Origin of the sequence: Arthrobacter sp. UYCu511, assembly GCF_040547105.1 — a bacterium.
In the GTDB taxonomy this organism is placed as follows: Bacteria; Actinomycetota; Actinomycetes; order Actinomycetales; family Micrococcaceae; genus Specibacter; species Specibacter psychrochitiniphilus.
Genome location: NZ_JBEPPB010000017.1, coordinates 18,330 through 43,763 on the forward strand (window position 1 = coordinate 18,330; position 25,434 = coordinate 43,763).

Below are 25,434 nucleotides of genomic sequence, written 5' to 3' on the forward strand. Positions count from 1 at the left end.
CACGTTAGCCCCTGACGGGGCGCATACGGAAAGTCTGTGCGGAGGCAGATGGAATACCAGGCGCCGCAGCGGTCAGTGACCGAAAGGGTCCGGGTCCACGCCGGGCATCCAGGTCAGCCCGGGCACGCCCCAGCCATTGTTCTTGGCCGCACGCTTGGATTTCTTGGAGTAGCGGGCGTTGAGCCGGTCCACGTAAAGTTTTCCATCAAGGTGATCGAACTCGTGCTGCATGCAGCGGGCAAACCAGCCGGTTGCCTCAAAGTCCAGGGCGTTGCCGTCCACGTCGAAGCCACGCACCCGCACCCATTCGGCCCGTTTGAGCGGGAAGTCGATGCCAGGAACTGACAGGCACCCTTCCACCTCGTCATCCACGCTGGGAGGATTGCCGGAAATTTTCCCCACAGTCAGCGTGGGGTTGATGAGCACGCCCCGGGCGGGGACGTCGTCGTCGTTCTCCAGCTGGTAGGTGAAAATACGCAGACCCACCCCAATCTGAGGTGCTGCCAAGCCAACGCCGTGGGCGGCATCCATGGTCTGGTACATATCAGCCACTAGGTCCTTGAGGTCCTGATCAAAGGCAAGAACCTCATCGGCGCGGCGGTGAAGTACTGGCTCACCCAAGATGGTCACGGGACGGATGGTCATGACTGATTCCTTTTCAGGCTCGAAACAATGCCAAGTTTTAGCGCATTCAGGCAATGAAAAACACCCCGATCAATTGACCGGGGTGTTTAGTGATTCGTAATGAACCACACATGGGGTGAGATACGGGGGTTGAACCCGCGACCTCCTGGACCACAACCAGGCGCTCTGCCAACTGAGCTAATCCCACCATGTCCGCCGCTGCGTAGCATGGCATCTTGCGATGTCCTGCGCGCTTTTGGCAACGACAAATAGTCTACCCGAAATAAAAGGGGGTCAAGACCAAAGTGGTCTCTTTTGCCCTATTTGTGATTCAAGTCGCATTATTGCGGCGGTTCAAGTGCGTCAAGTCGCGGAAGTTATCCCGTATTTATCCGGGATTTATCCGGAATATTTGGCCGAAATCTTCTTGGCGGTGGCTGTGTCGGGCCCCGGAGCGGGCACAAAAACGGCCTCCCGGTAGTACTTAAGCTCATTGATGCTGTCAATGATGTCCCCCAGTGCGCGGTGGCCCCCGGTCTTGGCCGGCGACTGGAAGTAGGCGCGCGGGAACCAGCGCCGGGAAAGCTCCTTGATGGTGGAGACATCAATGACCCGGTAGTGCAGGTGCTCCACGAGCTCGGGCATGTCACGGGAGAGGAACACCTTGTCGGTGCCAATCGAGTTCCCAGCCAGGGGGGCCTTGTTAGCCACGGGCACATGCTTGCGAATGTAGGCCAGCACCTGCTCCTGGGCGTCCTCGATGGTGGTGCCACCGGCCAGCTCATCCAACAGTTTGGACGTGGTGTGCATGTTGCGCACAAAATCACTCATCTGCGCTAAGGCCTCGTCGCTGGGCTTGATCACCACATCAACGCCCTCACCCAGAATGTTCAATTCGGAGTCGGTTACCAGCGCCGCCACCTCAATCAAGGCGTCATTGACGGCATCCAAGCCGGTCATTTCACAGTCAATCCACACAATGCGTTCATTAGTAATAGCCACCGCTCCAATGTACCGTGAACCCTGCGCTCACCGCCGCCTGAGCTAAAATTGGGTCTTCGGGACCGTGGTGCGGTCCTGGGAACCTAAATGGACGACGACGGCCGGAGACTTTCAATGACAGCGTTGGAGCCCGCTGTGCCTCAGCATGGAACGGCCGACCGGCGCCCTTGGATTGCTGTGGTGCAGGGCTTTATTGGCTCAACCATGATCCTTTTTGGCTCCTTTGGCGTGGGCTGGATAGCCAATGGCTCGCCCATGGTCCGCAATCCGATGGTTATTGTACTGCGCACCGAGGGCGCAGGTGTGCTCATTTCAACTACCCTGCTGACCCTTGGCGCAATGCTCCTGCTGCGCTCCTGGCTGAGACTGGGCCAGCATCTCCGCAACTGGGAGGCCGGCTCCTTGGGCACCGTTGTGGCGGCGGTGGCTGCCTGGGGTGCGCCGCTTTTTGTTGCTGTACCCATCTTTTCCCGCGATGTTTACGCCTACGCTGGTCAAGGCCGGCTCATGGCTGAAGGGTTGAACCCTTACACCACGGGAATCTCGGCGTTGAGCAACTGGTTCATGCTTGGCACGGACCCGTCCTGGGCTGAAAACCGTACCCCGTATGGGCCGCTATTCCTCTGGCTGAGCCGCGGTGTTGTTGCCGTGACGGGAGGTCAACCCGATATTTCGGTGCTGTTTTTCCGGGGCCTTGCGTGCGTTGGTGTGGTGCTTTGCGTGATCTATGTACCCAAGCTGGCAGCCCTGCACGGCGTTGACGGCGCCCGGGCGCTCTGGATTTCCGTGGCAAATCCGCTGTTCCTCATCTCCTTCATTGCTAGCGCCCACAATGATGCGCTCATGCTGGGACTGGCCGTGGCGGGTACGTATTTTGCTGCGACCCGGCGGGGGTTGCTGGGTGTTGTACTGGTCACCGCATCCATCGCCGTCAAACCCATCACCATAGTGCTGCTGCCCTTTATTGGGCTTTTGTGGGCCGGCACGTCAGCTGGCTGGGGCCGGCGGTTCCTGTTCTGGGCTGGCACGGGATCCTTGAGCCTGCTGTTGTTGTGGCTCATGGGCATTGCGCACCAGCTGGGCCTTGGCTGGACGTGGGCGCTTACCGATACCACCCCGGGCTACACCGGCTATTCGCCTTCTGGGTTCGGTGGCCAGATGGTGGAGTTGGCGGCCAACGCCGTGGGCCTGGACGGTCTGGCGGTCAGCGAGGGATTCAGGACCGTGTTGACGGCAGTCAGCATACTGATAGCGGCCTGGTTGGTACTCTTCGGTGACCGCAGCAAGGTGGTGCGCCGGATGGGGTTGGCGTTTGCCGCCGTGGTGCTTCTGGCCCCCATCATCCAGCCCTGGTACATCCTGTGGTTCTTGCCCTTTTTGGCCGTGACGGGAATGCGCAACAACTGGCAGATTAAGGCCTGCTACGTAGCGGTTGCCTTCTTTGTGGTGTTCGGCGCCCAAGACCAGCTCTTTGTCTGGAACTTTGTGCAACTACCGGTTCAAACCCGGGTGCTGTCAACGGCCGTGGCGTTGGCCGGGGTGGTGTATTTGCTGGTGTTGGATGTGCACACCCGCAAGCTATTGAACAGCCGCGAGAGTGACTTTGCGCCTGTTACGTTGAGGTAGCGGCTCCGCACCGAGGCGGTGCCTACTTCGCAGAGCTAGCGGGGATGGCAGAGCGGCCCAGTTCAACTGTTCGGCGCACAGCCCACACCAGCAGTGTCACAAGGAGCACGTTCCGGGCGGTCAGCACGGCCGCCATGATCGGGTTCGCGTGAATCAGTGGCGTGTAGAACAGCGGATAGATGATGAAGGTCATGAAGGCGATCCCCATGAGCAAAGTTGCCGGTACCTTCCAACGGTTCCAGTCATGAACCAACCCGGCCACCACCACTGGCAGCAGCCAGATGATGAATTGCGGGGAGCCCACCTTGTTGAACACGATGAACGCGGTGGCCATCAGCAATGAGCCTTCTAGCAGGAGTTCCTGACGCTCTGCGCCGCGGCGCAGGGCCCACACCATCAGCAGTGCCCCCGCCAATGCGGCAACAATGAGCAGCGGCTGCATCAAGAAGGCTGCCACCTCGGCGCCGGGACCATAAACTTCGGTGGAGTTAATGGCCACGTTGTCTGCAATCTTGGAACCACCTATGTTGAACACGCTGAGCCAGACCCACGGGGTGGAGAAGGTGGCCTCAAGTTGCATGCCACGGTCACCCTGGTTGATGGCAAAATCAAGCAGGTGCGAGCCAGCCCCCGTCAATACCGCAAACGCGGCAACGCCAGCGCTGACCACCACGCCCGTGAGAAACACGTGGAAACGCCGCGCGCTGGCAATGAGCAGGGGAGCAATAACAGCGGCCGGCCAGACCTTGATCCACGTAGCCAAAGAGAGCAGCAGTCCCGCCACCACAGGGCGTTCGGAAGCGTAGAGCAGAGCCACCAATACGAATGAGGTGGTGATCCCTTCCACCCGGGCAAAGCTGAGGAAACCCATGAAAATGGTGAAAAAAAGCCAGAACCATGCCGGGGCAATACCCGTCTGGGACCGTGTGCCGCGCACCAGGAACGCCATGCCCACAGCATTCAAGGCCGTGATGATCAATGTCCAGCCCAGCAAATACAGGGATGGTCCAAACATATTGGCAGCGAAAATGGGCAGCTGTGCCAGCAAGGGGTAGACCCACGGGCTGATCGCATCGCCTAGAACTGCTGGGTTGTAGCCCAGTTGCGCCCATTGCCGGTATTGCTCGGTGTCACTGAAAGTCTCGCCGTGGATGATGAAGCTCATCATCCACGCCAGGAAAAAGCCGTGGACTGCGGCGAATCCCCACCACACGCTGGCAGGGGTCCGGAACCAGGCAATAGCCGAAGGAGACAGGAGGCGGCCGCGCACTGCCACCGCCCGTTCCAGAACTGTGTCAAACAAGGGAGCTGAAATCTTAGGACTCCTCGGTCACAGCGGCCGGGCCCGTGTGTGCGGCGCTATCCGGAGCAGCGCCACTATCCACGGCCGCGGCGGTGTCCGGGCCAGCCAGTGCGGTAGCTTCGGTGGCGGCGGGGGAGGTGACGGCGTCGTGCCTGGGAATAGCCTGGGGGTTGCGGCCCATGATGACCAACTGACGTACGCTCCACACAAACAGGATCACCAAGAGGGCATTGCGGGCCGTTAGGACACCTGCCATGAGGGGGTTGTTGTGGGAGAGGGCGTCGTAGAAGAGGGGGTAGACCAGGAACGTCAGGACGGCCACGCCAATGAGCATGGTGGCGGGGACTCGCCACGCCTTCCACTGATGGGCCAAACCGACGGCAACTGCCGGGGCAAGCCAGACCATGAACTGGGGGGAGCCCACCTTGTTGAAGACCACGAAGGCGGTGACCAGGGCGAGTGAGCCAAAGAGCAGCAGCGCCGTCCTGTCGGCACCGCCATTGCGCTTGCCCGTGTGAAGCGCCCAGAAAATGAGCGCCGCTACCAACAGTGCGGCGGCGATGAGTAGGGGTTGCATCAAAAAGCTCATGAACTCCGAGCCCGGACCGTCCACCTGCATGGAGTTGATATCCCGGTTCATGTACATGCGTGCCCCGCCAATGCCCAGCACGCTCATCCACAGCCACGGGGTGGTGAAGGTGGCCTCAAGCTGCATGCCGCGATCGCCCTGTTCTAGGAGGAAGTTCAGCAGCAGCGGCAAGGCGTTCATGCTCAACGCCAGAGCCACCACGAACGCCGTCACCAGCACACCGGCCAGAACCACCTGCACCCGCTTTTTCACCACGGTGAAGAGCGCCAGCACCACGGCAGCCGGCCACACCTTGGTCCAGGTGGCCACGCTCAGGATGAACGAGGTCAGGAACGGGCTGGCCACGCCCAGAGACAGTGCGATCAAAACCACGGGTGCGGTGAGCCCGTCAACGCGGGCAAAGCCCAGCCAGGCCAGCAAAGTGGTGAAGGTGATCCACCACAGTGCCGCCGGAATAGCCTTGGTGTTGCGGCCCCAGCTGGTGAGTTTGCCCACGGCCAAGGTGTTCAACCCGGCAATCATCAAAACCCACAGGAACAAGAACGGTGCCGGGCCAAAAATGTAGGCCACAGACATGGGAACCAGCGCCAGAATCGGATACACCCAGGGGCTGGGGCCCAGCACGCGGTCGCCGTCGAAGTCCACTGAAGCCCAGATGCGGTAAATGAACGTGTCGCTAAAAGCCTCCCCACGGAGCGAGAGCACGCCCGCCAAGACAAGGAAAACAAGGTGCACGCCAGCGAAGACCAGCCACATACCGCGAGGGGTTTTTAGCCAGTTCTGGGTCTTCGCGGGCAGCAACGCATCCCGGGTTCGGCTGAGAGCGGCAAAGAATTTATCCGTGGAGATGGTCCGGTCCTTCTCGAGAGTGGGGTGGTCCGGGCCGGGCCCGGGCCAGAGCAGCTGCAGCAAGATCACACCAATTCGATGGCGTTGCTCCTGCCGACTGCCCAGATGAAGTGGGTAGAATGCCAAGAACGGGGTCCGCAGCTGCTTATATGTTAGCGCAGCGCCACCAAATTGCCCGGGCTGGTCAGAGCGAGATCATGCCAGCCGCAGCCGCCACCACCGGCGGAAACGATCAGGAGTTAGTTGTTGACCAGCACGCACAGCGCCCGGCCGGAGGTGTCAAACAAGGTGTCAAGCAAATCCTTGAGGAAGCTTCCGTTCCGCACGGGAACAGCCGATTCGGCTCTCTGGCAAGGTTTCGCAGGATCCGTGATGCTGCTACTGGGCTCCTTCGGGGTGGGGTGGCTGGCCAGCAGTTCGGTGTTGATCCGGAATCCGTTGTTCATTCTGGCCAGAACCACGCCTGTGGCTGTTATCACCGCAACCGTGCTGCTGTGTGTTGGTGCGGTATTGATGTTGCGGGCCTGGTTGCGGCTGCGTCAACATTTGGCCGGTTGGGATGCCAGCAGCCGCCCTATCCTCATCAAGGCTTTGATCCTGTGGGTTGCGCCCATGATGCTGGCGCTGCCCTTGTTCAGCCGAGATTCCTACGCCTACATTGGGCAGGGCCGGCTCATGCTGGAGGGGTTGAACCCTTACACGGACGGCATCTCCTCACTCAATAACTACTACTTGCTGGGCCCGGACACGCTCTGGACCGAAGCGCCCACACCCTATGGCCCGCTGTGGTTATGGCTGGAGCAAATTGCCGTGCTGCTGCCTTCACACAGCCCCGAAATTGCTCTCATCCCGTTCCGGCTCGCCTGCCTGGCCGGGGTTATTCTCTTGGCCATCTACGTGCCCAAGCTTGCCGCCCGCCACGGATTCAACCCACAGCGGGCCCTGTGGCTGGTGGTGCTGAACCCTGTTGTTCTGATCAATTTCATTGCCAGCGTCCACAATGATGCGCTCATGCTGGGGCTGGTGGTGGCGGGTATTTATTACGCCTCGGCGAAACGTCCGGTACTGGGCATCTTGCTGGTCACGGCCTCGATTGCGATTAAACCCATCACCTTGATTGCCCTGCCGTTTGTGGGCTTGTTGTGGGCCGGCTCGCAAGCCGGCTGGGTGCGCAAGTTTGGTCTGTGGGCGGCCACCCTTGGCATCTCCACCGCCATCATGGCCTTCATGGGTGCCATCAACGGGCTTGGTTTCGGCTGGCTCGCGGCACTGCAGACGCCCGGCACGGTCTGGATTTGGTATGCCCCCGTGGGGTTGTTCTCCAACGTGGTGGGATTTGTGGTGGGATTCTTTGGCAGTGCCGGCCCTGCTGTCACCGATGTCATTCAAAACATGGGACAGATCGCCTCGATTCTGCTCGTCATGGCGTTGGCATTCCTGCCGGTCAAGGCCGCAGCGGCACCTTTTACTGAAAAGTTCGACGCCGGCACCCCCGTCCTGGAGGAATCGCAGCGTTACAGCCAAGCAGTTCTGCGACGCATGGCGTGGGCCTTCGCCGCCGTGGTTCTCATGGCTCCCATGATTCAGCCCTGGTACATGCTCTGGTTGTTGGCGTTCTTCGCCGTGACGGGGATTGCCGAAGGGTGGCAGTTGCGCACGGCGCTGTACCTCACGGCGTTCTTCACCATGATCGCCCTGACGGACCAGCTCAGCGTCTTCCCGTGGATTCCGGTGGTGCTGATCCGTGCCGTGGCCATTGTGGTGGGCTTGGCGGGCGTGCTCTACATCATGTTCTGGGACAAGAAGACGCGGGGGCTCTTTGTGCCCAGGCGCGGACTCGTCAGGGCCGGGGAAGCTCCCCAGAATTAGCCAGTGTTCCCACCCTTAGCCAAGGTGTTTGAGGGCCTCACGGCGGGAGAGCGGGCTAAGGTTTTCATGCGCCGCCACGTAGCCGCGCACCCAGTCCGGGTCGCTCCGTGCGTACTGGCGCAGCGCCCAGCCTATGGCTTTGCGGATGAAAAAATCCTTATCCGCAGTATTGACAGCGATGACGTCGCTGAGCAATTGCGTGTCCGTGGCGTTCTTTGCCGGAAGTTGGGAAATGATGGCGGCCCGGCGGAACCACAAGTTATTGTGCTGGCTCCACTGGCGCAGGAGCGGTTCCATGAGTGTGCGGTCCTTTTGCAAAAGCTCGAAGATGCGCGGGGCCACGGCGTCCACGAAATCCCACCATTGCCCCGTTTCAATGACCAGCGTGTAGAACGGCAGCAAGGCTTGTTCACCGCGGCCCAGCCGGGAGTCGGTGAGCATGATGGCGGCGTAGCGTTCTTCCCGATGTGCGGCGTCATTCCAAAGCGTCATGCAGGTGCCTGCCAGCTCGGCGAGACTGTTGAAGGGATGTGTTTTGGCCAGTTCCCGCACGCTCTGGCGAACCATGGGGGAGGGCACCCCCTTGAAGGGCATCGATGATTTCATGTAAGCGGCCATGCCCTCAGCCTTCTCCGGGATGGCGGCTAGATCCAGCGCCGGGCGCAGGGCAGCAAGAAAGCCCTCATTGGGTGGCATTGCTGAATTTCTCATGCCCATAGCGTAGTGGCAGGACTATCATGTGGTTGGTATGGGGCAAAGCACACGGCTGAAGAGGGCGGAGATTGTTGCTGCGCTGTGCGCCGCCGGATGTGTCTACGCTGAAGAAGAAGCCGCGATCTTGGATGTGAGTGCTGCCACGGCCCAGGAACTTGCTCACATGCTTGCCCGCAGGGTGGAGGGCTATCCCTTGGAACACATTGTGGGCTGGGCCCTGTTTTGCGGGCTGCACATTGCGGTGGACCCGGGGGTATTCGTCCCTCGGCGGCGCAGCGAGTATTTGGTGGAACGAGCCTTGGCGGTACTCGGTTCGCACAGCGGGGGAGGGACTCTGCCACGCATCCTTGACCTGTGCTGCGGAAGCGGCGCAGTGGGAACCGCAATCGCCACGGCTCTGGTGTTCGACGCCGGTGCCGCTCGCGTCATGGCTTGTGAGGTGCACGCGGCGGATGTAGACCGGGCCGCCGTGGTGTGTGCCACCAAAAACCTGGCACCATTTGGTTCTCACGTTTATTGGGGGGACTTATTTGCCCCCATTCCGGCCCTGTTGCGCACAAGATTCGATCTCATTGTGGCCAACGCCCCTTACGTTCCATCGGCTGCCATTGCGTTCATGCCGCCGGAAGCCCGGATCCATGAGCCGGACGCAGCCCTGAACGGAGGCCGCGACGGGTTGGAACTGCACCGGCGCATTGCTGCAACAGCCCCGGACTGGTTGCGGCCAGGAGGATCCCTGTTCCTTGAAAGCAGTCTCAGGCAGGCGCCCGTCAGCGCAGCGATTCTGGCGGCACACGGATTCAGCACCAGCATTTTTAGCAGTGCCGAACTTGCCGGCACCGTGGTGATCGGTACTCTGCCTTGATGCTCCGGATGTTGATGCTCCGGACGCTGAGCCGCCACGTGGCGAGCCTCTTCATTTTGGCTGCGGAACTGGCTAGCCTCGGTGTATCCGTACCATCCGCGGTTTAGCAGGGAGCAGCATGAGTTTGCACAGGCACCACAGTAATCGCGATGCAACAATCCAGGACGCAGCCTTCGATGGGGGTCTTGGCTCTATTCCCCGTCACAAACTGCCGCAGCGTACCTCCGATGCCCATGCGGCCCTGGAATTTGTGCGCGATGAGCTCATGCTCGACGGCAATGCGCGGCAGAACCTGGCCACCTTTGTCACCACGTGGATGGAGCCACAGGCTGTGGAGCTGATCCAGGAGTCGCTGGAGAAGAACATCATCGACAAGGATGAATACCCGCAATCGGCCGAGATTGAGCGGCGCTGCGTGAATATTCTGGCGAACCTGTGGCACGCCCCTGAGCCCACTGGGGGAGCCGACGCCGTGGGTTGTTCCACCACGGGTTCTTCCGAGGCTGCAATGCTGGCCGGGATGGCGTTGAAGTGGCGCTGGCGTGCACGCCGGGCGGCTGCCGGGCTGGATGCCACCAAACCCAATCTGGTCATGGGCGCCAATGTGCAGGTGTGTTGGGAAAAGTTTGCACGCTACTGGGATGTTGAGGCACGGCTTATCCCGCTCGACGGGGCAACTCACCTCACCCCGGCGCAGGCCGCTGCGGCGTGTGATGAGAACACCATTGGGGTGGTGGCCGTGCTGGGCTCAACATTTGATGGTTCCTATGAACCCGTGGCGCAGATCGCGGCAGCGCTTGATGCGCTCGCGGCCAGCACCGGTCTGGATGTGCCACTGCATGTGGATGCAGCCTCTGGCGGGTTCATTGCCCCCTTCCTTGACCAAGACTTGTTATGGGACTTCCGCCTCGATCGGGTGAAGTCCATCAACTCTTCAGGCCACAAATACGGGCTCGTGTATCCGGGCGTGGGCTGGGTGCTGTGGCGCAGCGCGGAGGACCTGCCGGAGGACTTGATCTTCAGCGTGGACTATCTGGGCGGCTCCATGCCCACCTTCGCCCTGAACTTCTCCCGCCCGGCGGCCCAGGTGATTGCCCAGTACTACACCCTGGTCAGATACGGGTTTGAGGGGTACCGCAGCATCCAGCAACGCTCGCGGGACATTGCCGGAGCCATCGCCAAGGGCGTCGCCGATCTTGGCCTGTTCACTTTGCTCAGCCGGGGAGAGGAGTTGCCGGTGCTTGCCTTTAGTGTGAGCGCCCCGAATGGCTGGAGCGTCTATGACCTCTCACACGAGCTGCGCAGCTTTGGCTGGATTGTGCCCGCCTACCCCATGCCCGAGGGCATGGCTGAGATAGACGTGCTGCGTGTGGTGGTGCGTAATGGCTTCACTTTTGATCTGGCAGGGATGTTCTTGGCGGACCTTGGGAAGTCAGTGGAAAGGCTCAACGGTAAGGTGCCGGACAAGGTGGCTTTCCACCACTGAGCTGGACCGGTATAGCTGTTGTGGGCCCTCTTAATGTCTGGGAGTCAGTCCCCAGGTAAGTGTGGTGGGCGCTAGGCGACCCGGACGCTGTTGGGGAGCCTCAGGTGCGGTCCGCACAGAAAAGGACCAGACTAAGGGTTATGGAGAATATTGTGCAACGCTGGCGCAGGGAGTTGCGCGGCACTTTCAGTAACAACTCGGCCACCATCCCCCAGTGGGAACTGGACCTGGAAAAGGGTGAAGACGGCGGCTACTTTGGGCCGGACTCGGCCGCATGGGCAGTGCACGGGTCAATGACAACCCTGGTTGCCGGCATCCAGTCCCTACTGATTCAGGCCCTGCACCCGGGTGCGCTGGCTGGCGTCCACGATCACTCCAGCTACCGCAGCGATCCCTTGGGCAGACTGGCAGGGACCATCCAATGGATCTTTACCATCAGTTATGGTGACACGCAGGCTGCCCGGACGGCCTCCAACAAGGTGCTGCGCATCCATGAGTACATCACCGGCAGCTACACCGCCAACAACGGAGAGGTGCGTCCCTATACGGCGAACGACCCCGATCTGTTGCGCTGGGTACATTTGGCCTTCACCCAGGCATTTTTGGCAACCCATGAAGCGTATGGGGCCCCCATTGCGGCAGGCGCAGATGCTTATGTAGCTGACTGGGCTGTGGCAGGAACCCTCATGAGGGTGGCGAGCCCGCCCACCACCGTGGCCGAACTGCAGGCGCAGCTGGCCGCGTTCAGCCCCGAGCTGCGCTATGACGAGCGTGTTGAAGAAATTGTTGCCTTCATCAAGAACCCACCGCTGCCGCGCTCGCAGCAGGCGGGGTACAAAGTTCTTTTCGCCGCCGCGGTGGCCTCCTTGCCGCCGGCCTACCAGGAGATGCTCAAACTGCGTGCGCCGGCACTTGGCCCGCTCCCGCTACCGGTGACGGTTCCCACCAAAGCCGTGCTCGCCGTCGTGGGGTGGAGTTTGGGTTCAACCGCGCCCAGCGAAGCCTCGGCGCGGGCCCGCAGGAAGCGGCTGGGTGTGCAGGATCCTCCCAGAAATCACCGCTAGTCTGGTCATGGCATTTTGCCGACACTCTGTCACCCACGATTCCTAGGACTGTATTCAGCCCATGTCTCCACGCACTTTTTACCGCACCCTTGCCATTGCCGAGGCCATCACCTGGACGCTGCTGATTGCCGCAATGATCATGAAATACGTGTTCAAAGTGGGCGATTGGCCCGTCACGGTGGGCGGTTTTGCGCACGGGCTGGTGTTCATCGCCTATGTGACTACGGCGGTTTTGGTGGGTCTGAACCAACGCTGGCCTGTGCGGCTGATCCTTGGCGCGGCAGCCACGGCCGTGGTCCCGTACCTGACTATCCCCTTTGATAGGTGGCTGGAGAAGAAGAACAGGCTCGACGGCGAATGGCGCACGCAAGCCACGGCGCACCCGCACGACGGGCATTGGGTTCAGGTGGTGCTGCGCTGGATGCTCAACCGCCCGGTGCTGTTGAGCGTGGTGTTTGTGGTGTTTGTTGGCGGCATCATGTCCACCATGATGTTCGTTGGTCCTCCCGGCGGCCGCGCCTAAGCTGATCCGGGCGCTTGTTTAGCCGTCCCGCCGGTTGTTCGCCTGTCCTCAGGGTTCAATCGTCCTCAGGGTACACAGCGTCGCTGAGCCGGACTGAGAAGATATCCAAATCCGGGTGGGCGAAGAGATCCTTCAGGCACGGCCCACTGACGCCCAGTAAAACGCTGCGGGCGTAAATGTCCTGCCCCATGCACCAGGCTCTGTCCTGCGGCCACCAATACAGTGGGCGCCGGCCCCCGTGTGCGCCGCTGGGGTGTTCCATGCCGGAGTTGACGGGAGTGCCGGAGTTGCCCGTGTTGCCGGAGTTGCGCGTGGGCTGTGCGCCGTCGCTGAGCGGGCCGGCTAGGATTTTCATCTCCCGATGCGGGGGAAATGTCACCACGCCGTTGTTGCCCGTAACCGGCGCATAGCCGTCCCACTGGGCAAAGAAGCACTCCTCCGGTGTCCTGGTATGTTGTTCCAACACTTCAGCGAGGGCACGGGCTCTCACCTGGTCCAGATCGCCCATGGCGGGAGATGTCCACTCCCGGGGGAGGGCGCCGTCGGCAGCAAGAACAGTCTCGTGCCACTGCATCCACGGGTAGACGGGCGCACCCACGCTCGCTGCCGCCTCGCTCCACGCCAGCCGCCGTGGCTCTGAGCCGAAGCCTTCAACCCCCACAGGGTTCAGAATCCGGGCATAAAACGGGTACCCGGCAGGGACGAATCCGGCAACGGTGTGGCCCTCTGGATCCAGCGCGTCGCGGAGCCAAAATCCAGGTGTTGCATCCGGGGTGGGCGTTGCCATGAGAGTCCTCTCGCAGTGTCTGCCCCAGCCTAGCGGGAGCCGCAACAGCGTAGTGGCACCCGCAACGCCTCGCTCGGAAAAAGGAGGCAGGACGTTCATCAGATTCCGGTTGCCCAACTATTAAGCGGATTCCCCTGTGCCCGCTTCAGTGTGCCTTTGTAGACTGGAGGAACACTGTCCAATTTGTTGGGCGCGGGATGGGAGTCAACGGTGGCCACTTTTCTAGAGCTGCACCACACGGGGGTGCCACTGCTGCTGCCCAACGCGTGGGACGTTGGCTCTGCACTGGCCTTTGCGGCGGCAGGTTTCCTCGCCGTGGGAACCACCAGTTTTGGTATCGCGGCAAGCGCTGGCATGCCCGACGGCGGTCGGGCCAGCAAGGCGGCAACCGCAGCACTCGCCTCGCAGCTGTGCCGCCTGCCAGTGCACATCACGGCGGACATTGAAGACGGCTACTGCGACGATCCCCCCGAGGTTGCACAGTTTGTGGCTCTGCTGGTGGCGGAGGGAGTTGCTGGCATCAATATTGAGGACAGCCGGGACGGGCGCCTGGTAGATCCAGCCTTAGCAGCCTCTAAGATTTCTGCCATTAAGGAAAGCAGCCCGGCCGTATTTATCAATGCCCGGGTGGACAACTTCTGGTTTGGCGAGGAAGCAACCGTGGATGCTGTTCTACGCCGTGCCCGCAGTTACGCAGAGGCCGGGGCTGATGGCATTTTTGTCCCCGGGCTTGTGGTCCCGGAAGATATCCGGAGCATCACTGCCGGGATTGAACTGCCTGTGAACGTGCTGGCACATCCCTCGCTGAGCGTTGCAGAGCTGGGCGAACTGGGGGTCCGGCGGGTGAGCTCCGGCTCCCTGCCGTACCGGGCAGCCGTGGACGCGGCGGTCAACGTTCTCAACGCCCTGCGCGAGGGGAAACCAGTTCCGCCGGCCACACCCTACGGGGAAATGCAGGAGCGTCTCCAGAGATTCAACCGAGGCGATGAAGGCTGAAGCGGACTAGAACAGCACGTTTCAACAAGCGTGCCGTACTGGTCTCTGCCAACGGCAGTTCCGGTGAAACGGCCTCGGATTTCCGCTATGAAAAGAAGCGCCAGATTCCCAAAATCGGTGCAGGGAATTTATCTGATCCCCACACCGAGGACGGACCCTCCCCGTAGGGAAGTCAAAGAGAAACATAGATCTGCGCGGATTGAACGAGCTTGATATGTCCCACAGGAACCACTTTCAGTTCAGTATTCTCCGGGTATTCAGACCTGCGGCAGGCTCGCCCACTACCTCACTCACACCCACATGGTGCCGTTTAGTCTTCGTCAGCAGCGTACGGGTTCACCGCGCGGCCGTTGAAGGGGGTGAACCACGCGGACAGGTTCAGATCTGCTATTCCAAGCGATTCGTTTAGGGGGCTGGAACTGATGCCGTCCATGGCCGGATCATACAGTAGCTCGTGGTCCAGATCCTCATAGAGGGTGTCCTCCGCCATGCCGCGCCAATCCTGGGCCAGTGCCATGTTTGGCAGCATGGATTCAAGTGCCTCTACCTGATCGAGAACTAGTTTCAACGCCAATTCCTGTGCCACGCAGGACGGTGCCGCAAACTCTGTTGCCAGGGCCGAGCCTAGTTCAATGGCAACGGTCAGGAACTGCTGGGCAAAAAGCGGTCCATAGCTGGCAGCGTGCAGGGGAGGGAGGTTGGCGATTTGCTGGGTCTCGGCTGCACTTTCGGTGCTCTCGCGCAGAAGTGAGAGGTCCTCAAAGAGCTCATCGATCAAGCTCACATAGGCCCAATTGATGGCGCCGCGCAACATGGTGGCTTCGCGAAGCTGGCTGCCACGCCTGTCCGGGTTGCTCTCTTCCGGGTCATAGCCCAGGCGCACCAGATCGAGTCCGGGCAGCTTGGCTCCATCGCTGAAAATCTTCTCCAGCCACTCATCTTCGCTGTCTTCATCCTCTTCGCCGTCTTCGCTCTGGAGGGCTCCGCTCCCGTGCGCGTGGGGCGTGCTGAGTGTGAAGTCGTCCTCGTCAGCCAATGTGCTATCTGTGCCCGCTGCGTCCTCGTCCTCTTCGCTCTCGTCCTCGGTTCCTTGCACCCACATGGTTGCGCCAAGGGCCTGAACACCAGGAATACCGGCCACAACCTCAGAGGGCTCCACCAGCATCATGAGGGCCGATTCGGCACCCTCGCCAACCTGCTCCACCATCCCGGCCAGGGTCTGCGCATTCTCTCCGGCGTTATCCCGAGCCCAGGCAAGGGCGTGAGCCTGTACCGCGCCGGGATTGGTGAATTCAAGGTCAAGTTCAAGGTGCAGCCGTGCTGTGTGAGAGGTTTCCATGCACGAAATCCTATCCCGGCACGGAGCCCCGCCCGTCCGTGGTGGGAGGGCCTGAACGTTATTCGTTCCAGACGGCGTGCAAGACCCGGACGGCGTCGTCAAGGCTCACGCCGGCGTGCTTGCCGGCCTGGGCCAGTTCAATGGCTGCCTTGAGGACATCCCGGGGTGTGGCACAAGCCTGGGCGCTGACTCGGGTGCCACTGCCGATCCGGGTGAGTAGAAAGCCTTCAGCCTCGAGAGACCTATAGGCTTTTGCTACCGTTCCGGGGGCCACGCCAAGGTCACCGGCCAGTTGGCGCACCGAGGGGAGCGGCTGATCGGCTGCAAGGAGGCCTGTAGTGATGAGTCCGCGAATCTGGTCCCCGATCTGCTTGACCAGCGGAGCTCCGGACTCGGTGAGTGTGATGATCATGCCGGCACTGACGGAATCAGCTGACGCGTACGGGCCGGCAGGGTCCGTAAAAGAACGGAAAACCACAGGGCCAGGCCGAGAATGAGCGTCAGGAGGGCAGCCAAGGAGAGGGCGGGGCCCAGCGCGGCGAAGGACGTGCCCTGATCCACCCAGCCGGCCGCTCCTGCAGTGAAGCCGGAGCGCAGAGAAGACGTGCTGGCCAATGATTTCAGGATGGCGCTGAGGTGGAGCAGGAGCCCACCAGTGGTTGCAGCCAAAATGTTGCGAACACGTGCTGCTCTCAGTGCGGTATCTGCGCCACCATCAAGGGCAAGTGCCGGGCGGGATATGACAGAGAGGCCCACAAACGTCAACGCGAGGAGCAAAACTAAGAAGAGCGACGGCGGCAAAGCCCACCCATCCTTGGGATGCGAAGGTCACAAGCGAGCGTGGAGCTAGAGCTGCGGTTCCGCCTGGCCCCGGTGACGGCGCCGGCAGGATCAGGAACACTAGCGCCACAATGCTCAGCGCTAGGGGTAGGCCGTACCGGATCAGCTGAATCACCAAGAAGCTATTGCTGTCAAAGGTTGGAAACCACTAGGGGGATATAGTCCAGCTCTGGTAGGTGATCATGGTGCCAAGAGCTAGAACCATGCCAATGGCCGTGAGGCTACGCTCACGTGGGGGCAGGCTTGGCCGGAGAGTTTCCCGCGCTCGCCGTCGGAGCAGGGGTGCGGCGGCGGCCAGGAGCAGTGCAAGCAACACCGGGACGGTCAGGTGAAGCAAAAAAATCATCGTCAAGAACGCCCATAATGTGTCAATGCAGTGGTACATAGTGTGCCATGGGTATGGAACACAGTGATGCCCTGAATCCGGCTCCACACAGTTCCCTACCTTGTGATGAGAATAAGTTTCCACATATTCCGAACAGACTTGGGGACTAGTCAGCGATCATCACCGGTAGGCCGTGACTAGCCAGGGACTGGGTGCTTACACTAGGCAAAGGAGAGGGGTACTCATGTCCAAGAAGTTCGCTGTAGGGGATCACGTTTCATGGAATTCTGAGGCAGGGCGGGTAGCAGGTCACATCACCAAGGTGCATACGTCTGATTTTGACTACAAGGGGCATACTCATAGAGCCTCGGAGGAAGATCCGCAGTACACAATAAAGAGCGATAAAACCGACCACATTGCCGCGCACAAGGGTGGTGTTCTACGCCTCATCAAAGAGAAGTCCGGCAAGTGACTTAGCCCTCCTAGGAAGCATGCCGCCGTTTTGTGGGCGGGGTGCAGGTCGGCGACCTTGGTGGCATGGACGAAGCCAGCGCAGACCGGGACGTACGTACAATCCGTGCCCCATACCTGGTTCGGTGTCGGTAGCTCTAAGTTGCGGTTGAGCAGGTTAGAACCTCGACGTGTATCTTCAAGGTGCGCAGGGCCGGCATTTAGCTGTGATTAGATCAGCCAGCGGCGCAGCGGTTCGAGCCAACTCCGAGCTTCTGAGCCACCAACCGAGAAGAGCCACATACACACTGCACGGCCACAAACTCTCGGGGGAGAATTCTTGGCCCTAATCACCACCCTTTTCAAAAAAAGACAGCTGCATCAAACTGGAACGGTTCAGTGTGGGGCGAGCTTTCCGTGAGAAGCAACCCAAGCCTTTGAGGCCGTGAAACACTGCAGCGAGCGGGACGCTCAAAAGTCGGCAAATACGCCTGTTTGACACAGTAAGGGCTTGGGAAGCAAAATAATTTGCCTCCCAAGCCCTTACCTTGAACGAACCTGATCTGAGGATCAGGCCCGCCATTTTCCTATGTCAAGAAGACGTACTAAATCGCTGAGACGATCCAGATGATCAAGGCGACTGCCAGGAGTACTCCGACTATTGTCCATACAAGACTGCTTCCGCGCATGTTGGTCATTTCCGTTCTCTCGAGTGGGAATTACTTATCGCTTTTTATGCGACAAGTGAATAACTATAGCGGAACATTCCTCATGCGTTTGCCAAGGAAATGCCAATGTGACGTCCAGTCGAATGTTAGAGTTTGGCCCCAGAGTAGGCAACAGTGCGCTACATTTGATACAAAACCGGGGCACGCCCAGCATGCACGGCAGTAGAAGTGGATAACTTTACCGTTGTGGGTGTCAGGGTTCGCCTCCCACACTTTGAGGAGATAAACATAATGAGTATTGGTTCTGGAATATTTCTGGTCGTCATCGGCGCGGTCTTGAGATTTGCGCTCAACATGGAGCTCAGCTGGATTGACCTTGACCTTGTTGGCAATATCCTTATGGGCGCGGGCGTGGTGGTGTTCGTCTTGGGTTTGGTGTTCATGTTCCGTAAACGCCGTTCGGTTTCAACACGGCGCACCGTTGTAAACCCTCAAGAAGGAGTAAACGAAGTTCGCCGCACCGACAGGATTGATGACACTCAGCTCTAAGGTTGTGTGCCGCGCCGGTTGTGTGCCGAGCCGGGCAAGACCCTCTGGTTCGGGTCCACCTGACTACGCTCCAGGGGCATCCATGGGGACGGTCTCGATGAGGATCATCGGGACCGTCCCCATCGCTTTCGCTCTGGCGCCGGATAGCAAGCGAAACCCATGACCGGCCTTACAGGTTGTGGCTGCTCAGTTTTCAGAGGACAGAAGCAGCTGCGGGCTGGTGTGGCTCTGGCGCCCGCTCACTTCGGATTCACTCTTTTTCTCTGATGAGGCACTCATCTTGATGGTCAGTGCCAATGGATCAACACTTACCAAGAGGTGAGATACCAAGCCCACAGGGTCGCCGTCGATCTGGAATTCTTGCGGGCTGCTCAGGGTGATCTCTGCTCTCTTGCCCGCAAGGGACCGTACCGCGCGGCTCTTTCCTCGGCCCAAGACCCCGGCCACTACGCCTAGCCACCCAAATTTTTGCTGCGGAGAGAATGTCATGAGATCCAGAATTCCATCTGTTGGAACCGCGCCCTGGAAAATTTCTAGGCCACCCATAACTTTTCCACAATTACCCACCATGACACCTCGAACCTTGTGATGCGTCTCTGACTTTCCGTCCATGGAAATATGGGCAGTGACAGGCTCCCCCCGCAGGTTCCGGATGCCCGATTCTACATAAGCGAGCCAGCCCACGCGGTCCTTGAGGCCTTCCATGGTGTTGGACATGATGGCCGCATCGTAACCGAGTCCGGCTGCGACCAAGAACGTCAGTTCTTTCGCACCATGGTCAAGCACTGCCACGATGACGTCGATCTTGCTCTCGGCCCCTTCCAACACTCCCAGCACTGCTTTCGCCGGGTCCTCGATATCAATCCCCAGGTTGCGCGCTAGTAGGTTCCCTGTCCCCAAGGGCAGCAATCCCATGGGGGTGTCCTGACCGGCAAGAACCTCGGCCACAGCGCGAATAGTGCCGTCCCCGCCGCCGGCAATTACGACGTCGACCCCGGCCTCCAGCGCTTCTGCGGCCTGGCCACGTCCTGGATCGTCCTGGGTAGTTTCCAGCCAGAGGGGTTCATCCCATCCTGCGTTGATGCACAGTTCTGTGATGGTTGCCTGGAAATGTTCGTCGGGGGCCTTCATGGGATTGATAACCACGGCGGCTCGCTTGCCCTGCTGGGGTTTGTTCTTTGTCATCGGGGCCTCATGTTTTCGGGGAATCGAGCGGTGAACTTAATTATTAGCCTAGCTGGAGCCCGGAGGTGTCCGCTTGACGGTCAGGAACAGGCGATGTGCCGTGATGACCATGACCAGCCACACGGTACCGAGAGTCCAAGCCACGAGAACATCCGTGAACCAGTGGTGCCCCAGATAGATGCGGCTCAATCCCACTGTGAAAGCAAAGGCTCCAGCCGCGAGCACTGCAACGATTCGGCCCCGACGGCTTTCTAAACGCAGGATGATCAGGTAGGCCACAACACCGGCGATCACAGTTGCATTCAACGTGTGTCCGCTCGGGAACGATGGCGAGTATTCGTAGGGCGGGATGGCGTCAGCTAGTGGCGGGCGGGCCCTACCAAAAAGGTGCTTGCCAACAATGGTCATCAGCAGCGATCCCGCGGCTGCTGTGAGAAGGAGAATCACCGGAGTCCACGAGCGGCGTTTGAGCGCTAATACAACCATGATGGTGGCAGCCACGATGGGCATACCGATGGTTCCGGCGATGTCGGTGTAACCCGTCGCGATCGCATCCATCCAGGGCGAGCGTACGCTCTTGGCGGCCTCCAGCAACGGATGATCCAGCGCTGCAACTCCATCTGCCTCAGCGACAGCCTCGTAAACTTCTGCGGAAACGTAAGTCAAAGCTGCCGCAATTACTGCGCCGGCGGTGAGCGTGAGAATCAGCGAGGCGTGTGGGCCTAGCCGGGCGCTGAGCCACCGCACAACACCGACGAGCCAGCGTCCCAGGGGTGCCCGCCAACTGGTGAGGTCAGTCTGCCCAACAAAACGGTCCCTATCCAGTTCACCGGAACTGCCGGACTGCGGGTCCTTGGATTCGGGGTGTGGTGGTTTCAACATGTTCATAGCTTTCTAGTTTCTGGTTGCACCTAAAAGAGTGCATTATGTGCGGCATTAGAGAAAACCAAGGTCCTGCAGCTGTTGGGCGAGTCCGGCCCCGTCAGGAGCAGATACCCATGCAGCCTCGCCGCGGAGGAACTCTGATCTGGGCTCGTGGGCACGGCCTCCAGCTAATAATGCTTCCCCGGGGGAGAGCTCTCGGATGGCAACCGCTGCTGTCTGTGCGGCGTGAGAACGTGCAAAGTCAGCATAGATTTCCGGGTCATGTTGACCGTCGTCGCCCACTAGCAGCCACTGGATGTTGGGGAATTCCTTGGCCAACCGTTTCAAATTATTGTTTTTGTGTTCTTGTCCGCTGCGGAACCAGCGTTGACGGGTGGGCCCCCAATCGGTGAGCAGCAGCACGCCTTTTGGATAGAGGTTCCGCTCCAGGAATCGCACCAGCGCCGGGGCTACGTTCCACGGTCCGGTCGAGAGATACAGGACAGGGGCGCAGGGGTGTTTATCTATGAGCCTATCCAGCAGAACGGCCATGCCCGGAGTGGGGGTGCGCGCCTTTTCGCTCAGAACAAGGGTGTTCCACAATGCGAGGAAGGGCCTGGGCAGTGCCGTGACCATGACGGTGTCATCGATGTCGGAGACAACCCCGAAGGTAGTCTCCGGAGCAACAATGAGGATATGCCCCTCCGCAGGGGGTGCCTCTTTACTGCGCAGGATGATGGTGTGCCATCCAGGATCCAAGGAAGCTTCTACTACTACGTCCACAAGCCCGCCGGAATCGGCGTGCACAGTGTGGATAGCGCCGTCGATCTCCACCTCTACTTGGCTGTTGCGGACGTGCACGCTGGTGAACGCCCGCCAACCCCGGAGCTTGCCGTTGGTTGCAGGGGGCTTAGATTTTAGCACCACGCGCGCTAGAACACGCACCCACGTTGTAGTGCCGTAGCCGGGGTAGGCGACGATGGTGGGAGTGAAACCAGTGGCGCGGGCCACCCGTGTTCGTAGTCCGTGGAGAACATCCGCCGTCTGCATCACCAGCCCGAGCACCGCTGGCGCTGCGGGGGTAGTGTCCTGATCCTGCTCTTGTTCGGAGGAAGTTTGTTGCGCTGATTGGTCTGAAGCTGAGGCCATGGTTCTACTTTGCCATGTAGTGGGCCAAGAGACGTACTAGCACGAGCCTAGGAGGGCGTGAAATTTTTTGCGCAGCTTACTTCTACAGACTGCTGGGCAGGATCTGGAATGTCCTAGGGCGCACGAACCTATGAAGAACACACGAGCGTGGCCGCTAGGCTGTCCAGCGCTCCGGGAACGAGTGAGTAGTAGGCCCAGACGCCACGCTTTTCGCGATTGAGCAGGCCTGCGTCCACCAGGATCTTCAGGTGGTGCGAGACAGTGGGCTGGCCCAGCCCCAGCGGTTCGGAAAGGTCACACACGCAGGTTTCCGCATCCGGGGATGAAGAAATAATAGAGAGGATGCGCAGCCGGTTGGGATCGGCCACGGCCTTGAAGCGGGTGGCGAGGGATTCGGCGTCGGAGACGGGCAATAATTCTTTTCTGAGGGAAGGGGTGCAGCACACAGCTTGCGATTCCGCGGCAGAAGCCGGCTCCTGTACCTTGTCTAGTACCGGGAGAACTTGTACCGGGACAACAGGTGAGCTCACGTGGTGTGCCTGGCTTTCTCAGCATTGAAGCTCGGGACATCTTGGGAGATTGACAATCATCGATGTACGTCACCATACTCGAGGTATTGATGTTCATCGATGTCTGATTTTTCTGCAGACCGTGCCGTGACGCTTGCCGCCGCACCTGTACAGACGGGGCAGCTCAGCGCCAAGCGTTCTCCCGTGGACCGCTACTTTGCGGTGTGGGTTTGGCTCCGTCTTTTATGGTGATGCTGGCCTATATTGCCCTCTGGTCTCGCAAGTACTTCACCACCGTCACCCCAGAGAAGGTCAGCGCATGAATACTTCACCCAAGCCGTCCGTCCTGTTTGTCTGCATTCACAACGCCGGACGCTCGCAAATGGCGGCTGCCTTCCTGCATCACCTCTCGGGCGGGCAAATTGAGGTCCGCTCCGCGGGTTCAGCCCCGGCTGACATGGTTAACCCCGCCGCAGTGGCGGCGATGAAAGAGGTAGGCATTGACATATCCGCCGAAACTCCCAAAATCCTGACCACTGAGGCTGCCAGGGAGTCCGACGTCGTCATCACCATGGGATGCGGGGACACCTGCCCCATCTTCCCGGGTAAACGCTACGAAGACTGGGAGCTCGAGGACCCCGCGGGACAAGGCGTGGATGCTGTGCGCCCCATCCGGGATGACATCCATGCGCGCATCGAAACCCTCATTTCAGAGCTTCTGCCCGCCACCAAATAACACCCCTGCCGCCCCAGGAGGAGACGAGAATGAAGCAGATATACCCCGTAGTCATCATCGGAGCAGGTGCTGCCATCCGGGAGTGGGGGCATATCAAGCTTTTCTCTACATGGCGGTATAACATCGATGCCGCGGCACGCAGGCTGCTGGAAACTTCTGCCGGGAACTATGCAGGTGGCTGGGAAACGCCGAGGGAAACCCGTCTGCCCACCGGTGCGGAACTGGTCACTGAATACCTCCAGCCTCTGGCCGACCACCCGATACTGGCTCCCGCGATCAGCTACGGCCACCGCGTCACCCACATCACCCGTGTCAGTCAGGACGGCTTGGGCGTGGACAAAACACGCACCCAAGGCAGGGAGGATTCGTTCTTCCTGATCCGCACGGAAACCGAAGCCAAGGATGCAGGATTCATCACCTCACCGTTGCCGGATCCACTGGGCGTGGACCGAGACCTGTTCGCAGGAAAGACCATCCTGGTACTGGGGGCGGCGCATTCGGCGGCGAACACGCTGATCAACCTCGGCCGGCTGCGGAGCGGTAGCCCAGTTGCCAGCCCGCGGGCAACTGGGCACGTCTCTGCGCGTCTTTGTTGACAACGGTGACATCACCATCGTGGAAAATGCCTCCGTAGCCTCCATGGAGACGGGGGAGAGGTTGAGAGTTAACCTCACCGATGGCCGCAGCCTCAAGGTTGACCTGCTGGTTCCTGCCACGGGGTTCCGCCCCAACCTGGCCGTGCTTTCCGAGCTCCGCCTGGACCTTGATCAGATTGTGGAAGCCCCCCGCGCCCTGGGGCCTCTCATTGACCCCGAATTCCATAGTTGCGGCACGGTCACAGCGCATGGCGAACGCGTCTTGGCGCACCCGGAAACCGATTTCTACATTGTGGGTATGAAGAGCTACGGGCGGGCACCTACTTTCCTCATGGCTACCGGATACGAGCAGGTCCGCTCCGTCTCAGCAGCCTTGTCCGGGGACCGTGAAGCCGCCAGCAGCAGCGTTGAATTACAGCTGCCCGAAACCGGTGTCTGCTCCACTGATCTGGGAAACACCTGCGATGCGCCGGCACCGAGCGGCTGCACACCAGAGCCGGAGGCCGATTCCTGCGCCGGATCTAGACGCACCATATGTGATTCAATTGCCGCTACCCACCAAGGAATGGTTTCCGTAAAGACTCGGACAACGTGATGAGTAGTCAACCGACTTTGAGCAGTACTTCACAACACGCACGTGCAATTCCATCATTACTGGCCGTACTGGCCGTACGGCCGTCTTGGCAGCTGTCTGCAGTTTGCTCAATCCGCGCAATGACGCGTTTTGCGTGCTGGGTCACTCGCTCGCATTGGTTCTGGCTCTTGCCGTGCCTTTGGAGTAAGGCTTGCTGAACCGCCACGCCGGCTCCGCAGCGCGCACGGGCGTTCACAGGTTCTTAGCTATTGGTCTCAGAGTCTTTGGGTTAATCTCGGCTTTGGTTAGAGGAGTGCTCCTGCCCTTCGGATCTCCAGATGGGGCTGCCGGAGACATCGGTGGAATCTTTACCTGGCTGGCATCATCCGCTGGTCTGCTTGTTCTCTCCATTGCCTCAGCCATCAGTTGGCCCAAAAATGCCGCCCGACCGGGAGTAGGCTGTGCTCCTTGAGCAGTTGCAAGCTTGGTCACCTATCATACAAAGTCATGCCCGCTTGGTCCGAGGACCACGCGGGCATGACTTACTAGCGGAGTGCTGCTTTCACTAGGCCGAGGGGTGTACTAACGCGGTGAGAGTGTAAGCCAGTTCGATTCCAGGGGACATGAACTAGGAAATAGAGCGCTACTTTACAGTAGAAATCCACGATCGATTCGTTAAAGGTGCGTACTTGTAAGCCATTGGGCCAGGGGTTCTGGCGGTGGATATATTGAAGAGATCTTCGCTATCCTCCTGTCCCGTTGGCCCAGTATGGTGATGCTAGCGCCTCGACGATTTCTGCCAAACAGGTCTCACATGGCTTAGTCTCGATCCTGAACCCACTCTCGAACAGCCTAGGGACAGGAGCCGCGAATACACCGTTGCATTCCCTTGCGTACCTGCTCTGCACGGCGTTCTTTTGGGCGCATACTCCACGATGTTGTTCAGCTCAACTCGAAACGATGGAAACAAACTGTCCGAGCCCTTCTCCTGCGTGCTCGATCTGGATTAGCCCGCGAACTGTAAAGCGCTCTTGCTCACCAGGACCGGTTTAATGTGCTCGCTCGCAAGGGCCACATGCGCAGGGTGGGCCGAGTACCCGCGCCAAGAAGACTCGTTAGCGAACGACATCCGAAAGAAAATTGACGCATTTCCTTCAACAAGTCCAAGATCTGAGTGGACGTCAATTTCCTCAAGGCCTTCAATTACTGCCGGCAAGCCCAGCAAACCGCTGACGATCGCATTTTTCTGCTCAGTGGTCGCGTCAGTGGTGAGGGTCAGCATGACATTGTGATGGATCATTGTTCTCCTTGGATTCAGTATCTATAGGGTTCTTCAGGCGAAGTTGTTGGGTG

At 59.9% G+C, this 25,434-nt stretch carries 26 protein-coding genes, 1 tRNA gene and 1 pseudogene; 12 read left to right on the top strand and 16 right to left on the bottom strand.

Annotated features, from left to right (window positions below):
• Positions 1 to 72 precede the first annotated feature (72 nt).
• The 3 genes from def to orn all read right to left on the bottom strand — a co-directional run bounded on the left by def (position 73) and on the right by orn (position 1,626).
• Positions 73 to 645 carry a peptide deformylase gene (gene def, locus ABIB48_RS17335; protein ID WP_110107595.1) on the bottom strand — a complete coding sequence of 191 codons (573 nt, stop codon included), beginning with the start codon at positions 643 to 645 and terminating at the stop codon, positions 73 to 75.
• 111 nt (positions 646 to 756) lie between these two features.
• Positions 757 to 832 (bottom strand) — tRNA-His (locus ABIB48_RS17340).
• A 191-nt stretch (positions 833 to 1,023) separates the two neighbouring features.
• The gene (orn, locus tag ABIB48_RS17345) at positions 1,024 to 1,626 is read right to left on the bottom strand and encodes an oligoribonuclease (protein ID WP_354213747.1); all 603 of its coding nucleotides are present in this window, start codon (positions 1,624 to 1,626) and stop codon (positions 1,024 to 1,026) included.
• Between the two features lie 87 nt (positions 1,627 to 1,713).
• On the opposite strand from orn, the gene mptB (ABIB48_RS17350) reads away from it, so the two are divergent.
• Positions 1,714 to 3,252 (top strand): polyprenol phosphomannose-dependent alpha 1,6 mannosyltransferase MptB, encoded by a 1,539-nt coding sequence (gene mptB / locus ABIB48_RS17350; protein ID WP_502914151.1) that lies wholly within the window; start codon positions 1,714 to 1,716, stop codon positions 3,250 to 3,252.
• A 22-nt stretch (positions 3,253 to 3,274) separates the two neighbouring features.
• Here the strand turns inward: mptB (ABIB48_RS17350) and ABIB48_RS17355 are convergent, their stop codons facing one another.
• Entirely contained in the window at positions 3,275 to 4,528 is a 1,254-nt protein-coding gene (locus tag ABIB48_RS17355; RefSeq protein ID WP_354213768.1) for a glycosyltransferase 87 family protein, read from the bottom strand.
• A 40-nt stretch (positions 4,529 to 4,568) separates the two neighbouring features.
• The gene (locus ABIB48_RS17360; RefSeq protein WP_502914152.1) at positions 4,569 to 6,062 is read right to left on the bottom strand and encodes a hypothetical protein; all 1,494 of its coding nucleotides are present in this window, start codon (positions 6,060 to 6,062) and stop codon (positions 4,569 to 4,571) included.
• Positions 6,063 to 6,281: 219 nt separating this feature from the next.
• Here ABIB48_RS17360 and mptB (ABIB48_RS17365) point away from each other — a divergent pair, with 219 nt between their 5' ends.
• Positions 6,282 to 7,862, top strand: coding sequence for a polyprenol phosphomannose-dependent alpha 1,6 mannosyltransferase MptB (gene mptB / locus ABIB48_RS17365; RefSeq protein WP_354213749.1), 1,581 nt, complete (start codon positions 6,282 to 6,284; stop codon positions 7,860 to 7,862).
• 15 nt (positions 7,863 to 7,877) lie between these two features.
• On the opposite strand, the gene ABIB48_RS17370 is transcribed toward mptB (ABIB48_RS17365), so the two are convergent.
• Positions 7,878 to 8,573 carry a DNA alkylation repair protein gene (locus tag ABIB48_RS17370; protein WP_315913426.1) on the bottom strand — a complete coding sequence of 232 codons (696 nt, stop codon included), beginning with the start codon at positions 8,571 to 8,573 and terminating at the stop codon, positions 7,878 to 7,880.
• A gap of 37 nt (positions 8,574 to 8,610) precedes the next feature.
• Between ABIB48_RS17370 and ABIB48_RS17375 the strand changes: the two genes are divergently transcribed.
• From ABIB48_RS17375 to ABIB48_RS17390, 4 genes are all read left to right on the top strand, one after another.
• Positions 8,611 to 9,441, top strand: a complete 831-nt coding sequence (locus ABIB48_RS17375) for a putative protein N(5)-glutamine methyltransferase (protein ID WP_354213750.1) — start codon at positions 8,611 to 8,613, stop codon at positions 9,439 to 9,441.
• 118 nt (positions 9,442 to 9,559) lie between these two features.
• Positions 9,560 to 10,927 (top strand): glutamate decarboxylase, encoded by a 1,368-nt coding sequence (gene gad, locus ABIB48_RS17380; protein ID WP_110107586.1) that lies wholly within the window; start codon positions 9,560 to 9,562, stop codon positions 10,925 to 10,927.
• Between the two features lie 140 nt (positions 10,928 to 11,067).
• Positions 11,068 to 11,991, top strand: coding sequence for an oxygenase MpaB family protein (locus ABIB48_RS17385; protein WP_315913432.1), 924 nt, complete (start codon positions 11,068 to 11,070; stop codon positions 11,989 to 11,991).
• Between the two features lie 61 nt (positions 11,992 to 12,052).
• The gene (locus ABIB48_RS17390; protein WP_315913434.1) at positions 12,053 to 12,514 is read left to right on the top strand and encodes a DUF3817 domain-containing protein; all 462 of its coding nucleotides are present in this window, start codon (positions 12,053 to 12,055) and stop codon (positions 12,512 to 12,514) included.
• A 55-nt stretch (positions 12,515 to 12,569) separates the two neighbouring features.
• Here ABIB48_RS17390 and ABIB48_RS17395 read toward each other — a convergent pair whose 3' ends face one another.
• Positions 12,570 to 13,301, bottom strand: a complete 732-nt coding sequence (locus tag ABIB48_RS17395; RefSeq protein WP_354213751.1) for a hypothetical protein — start codon at positions 13,299 to 13,301, stop codon at positions 12,570 to 12,572.
• A gap of 210 nt (positions 13,302 to 13,511) precedes the next feature.
• On the opposite strand from ABIB48_RS17395, the gene ABIB48_RS17400 reads away from it, so the two are divergent.
• Entirely contained in the window at positions 13,512 to 14,297 is a 786-nt protein-coding gene (locus ABIB48_RS17400; RefSeq protein WP_315913438.1) for an isocitrate lyase/PEP mutase family protein, read from the top strand.
• Between the two features lie 310 nt (positions 14,298 to 14,607).
• Here ABIB48_RS17400 and ABIB48_RS17405 read toward each other — a convergent pair whose 3' ends face one another.
• From ABIB48_RS17405 to ABIB48_RS17420, 4 genes are all read right to left on the bottom strand, one after another.
• Positions 14,608 to 15,636 carry a hypothetical protein gene (locus ABIB48_RS17405; protein WP_354213752.1) on the bottom strand — a complete coding sequence of 343 codons (1,029 nt, stop codon included), beginning with the start codon at positions 15,634 to 15,636 and terminating at the stop codon, positions 14,608 to 14,610.
• A gap of 58 nt (positions 15,637 to 15,694) precedes the next feature.
• Positions 15,695 to 16,048 (bottom strand): GntR family transcriptional regulator, encoded by a 354-nt coding sequence (locus tag ABIB48_RS17410; protein ID WP_354213753.1) that lies wholly within the window; start codon positions 16,046 to 16,048, stop codon positions 15,695 to 15,697.
• On the bottom strand, positions 16,045 to 16,437 hold the full coding sequence (locus ABIB48_RS17415) for a hypothetical protein (protein WP_354213754.1): 393 nt from the start codon (positions 16,435 to 16,437) through the stop codon (positions 16,045 to 16,047). Before ABIB48_RS17415 ends, ABIB48_RS17410 begins: the two co-directional genes overlap by 4 nt.
• 187 nt (positions 16,438 to 16,624) lie before the next feature.
• Positions 16,625 to 16,822 (bottom strand): hypothetical protein, encoded by a 198-nt coding sequence (locus ABIB48_RS17420; protein ID WP_146213094.1) that lies wholly within the window; start codon positions 16,820 to 16,822, stop codon positions 16,625 to 16,627.
• Positions 16,823 to 17,045: 223 nt separating this feature from the next.
• Between ABIB48_RS17420 and ABIB48_RS17425 the strand changes: the two genes are divergently transcribed.
• Both ABIB48_RS17425 and ABIB48_RS17430 read left to right on the top strand, forming a co-directional pair.
• Positions 17,046 to 17,273 (top strand): hypervirulence associated TUDOR domain-containing protein, encoded by a 228-nt coding sequence (locus tag ABIB48_RS17425; protein WP_110107570.1) that lies wholly within the window; start codon positions 17,046 to 17,048, stop codon positions 17,271 to 17,273.
• Positions 17,274 to 18,210: 937 nt separating this feature from the next.
• Complete coding sequence (locus ABIB48_RS17430; RefSeq protein WP_110107568.1) at positions 18,211 to 18,468, top strand: DUF6458 family protein; 258 nt, start codon at positions 18,211 to 18,213, stop codon at positions 18,466 to 18,468.
• A gap of 186 nt (positions 18,469 to 18,654) precedes the next feature.
• On the opposite strand, the gene ABIB48_RS17435 is transcribed toward ABIB48_RS17430, so the two are convergent.
• The 4 genes from ABIB48_RS17435 to ABIB48_RS17450 all read right to left on the bottom strand — a co-directional run bounded on the left by ABIB48_RS17435 (position 18,655) and on the right by ABIB48_RS17450 (position 22,196).
• Positions 18,655 to 19,653, bottom strand: a complete 999-nt coding sequence (locus ABIB48_RS17435) for a diacylglycerol/lipid kinase family protein (protein ID WP_354213755.1) — start codon at positions 19,651 to 19,653, stop codon at positions 18,655 to 18,657.
• 48 nt (positions 19,654 to 19,701) lie between these two features.
• On the bottom strand, positions 19,702 to 20,535 hold the full coding sequence (locus ABIB48_RS17440; RefSeq protein WP_354213756.1) for a phosphatase PAP2 family protein: 834 nt from the start codon (positions 20,533 to 20,535) through the stop codon (positions 19,702 to 19,704).
• A gap of 54 nt (positions 20,536 to 20,589) precedes the next feature.
• On the bottom strand, positions 20,590 to 21,666 hold the full coding sequence (locus ABIB48_RS17445; RefSeq protein ID WP_354213757.1) for an App1 family protein phosphatidate phosphatase: 1,077 nt from the start codon (positions 21,664 to 21,666) through the stop codon (positions 20,590 to 20,592).
• A gap of 128 nt (positions 21,667 to 21,794) precedes the next feature.
• A complete protein-coding gene (locus tag ABIB48_RS17450) occupies positions 21,795 to 22,196 on the bottom strand; it encodes an ArsR/SmtB family transcription factor (protein WP_502914153.1) in 402 nt (133 codons plus the stop codon).
• A gap of 99 nt (positions 22,197 to 22,295) precedes the next feature.
• Here ABIB48_RS17450 and ABIB48_RS17455 point away from each other — a divergent pair, with 99 nt between their 5' ends.
• The 3 genes and pseudogenes from ABIB48_RS17455 (at position 22,296) to ABIB48_RS17465 (ending at position 24,102) form a co-directional block, all read left to right on the top strand.
• Positions 22,296 to 22,427 carry a hypothetical protein gene (locus ABIB48_RS17455; RefSeq protein ID WP_354213758.1) on the top strand — a complete coding sequence of 44 codons (132 nt, stop codon included), beginning with the start codon at positions 22,296 to 22,298 and terminating at the stop codon, positions 22,425 to 22,427.
• 67 nt (positions 22,428 to 22,494) lie between these two features.
• Positions 22,495 to 22,911 carry an arsenate reductase ArsC gene (locus ABIB48_RS17460; protein ID WP_354213759.1) on the top strand — a complete coding sequence of 139 codons (417 nt, stop codon included), beginning with the start codon at positions 22,495 to 22,497 and terminating at the stop codon, positions 22,909 to 22,911.
• A gap of 29 nt (positions 22,912 to 22,940) precedes the next feature.
• Positions 22,941 to 24,102 (top strand): annotated as a pseudogene (locus ABIB48_RS17465) (NAD(P)/FAD-dependent oxidoreductase).
• 985 nt (positions 24,103 to 25,087) lie between these two features.
• Here ABIB48_RS17465 and ABIB48_RS17470 read toward each other — a convergent pair.
• Complete coding sequence (locus tag ABIB48_RS17470) at positions 25,088 to 25,381, bottom strand: Dabb family protein (RefSeq protein ID WP_354213760.1); 294 nt, start codon at positions 25,379 to 25,381, stop codon at positions 25,088 to 25,090.
• Positions 25,382 to 25,434: the final 53 nt, after the last annotated feature.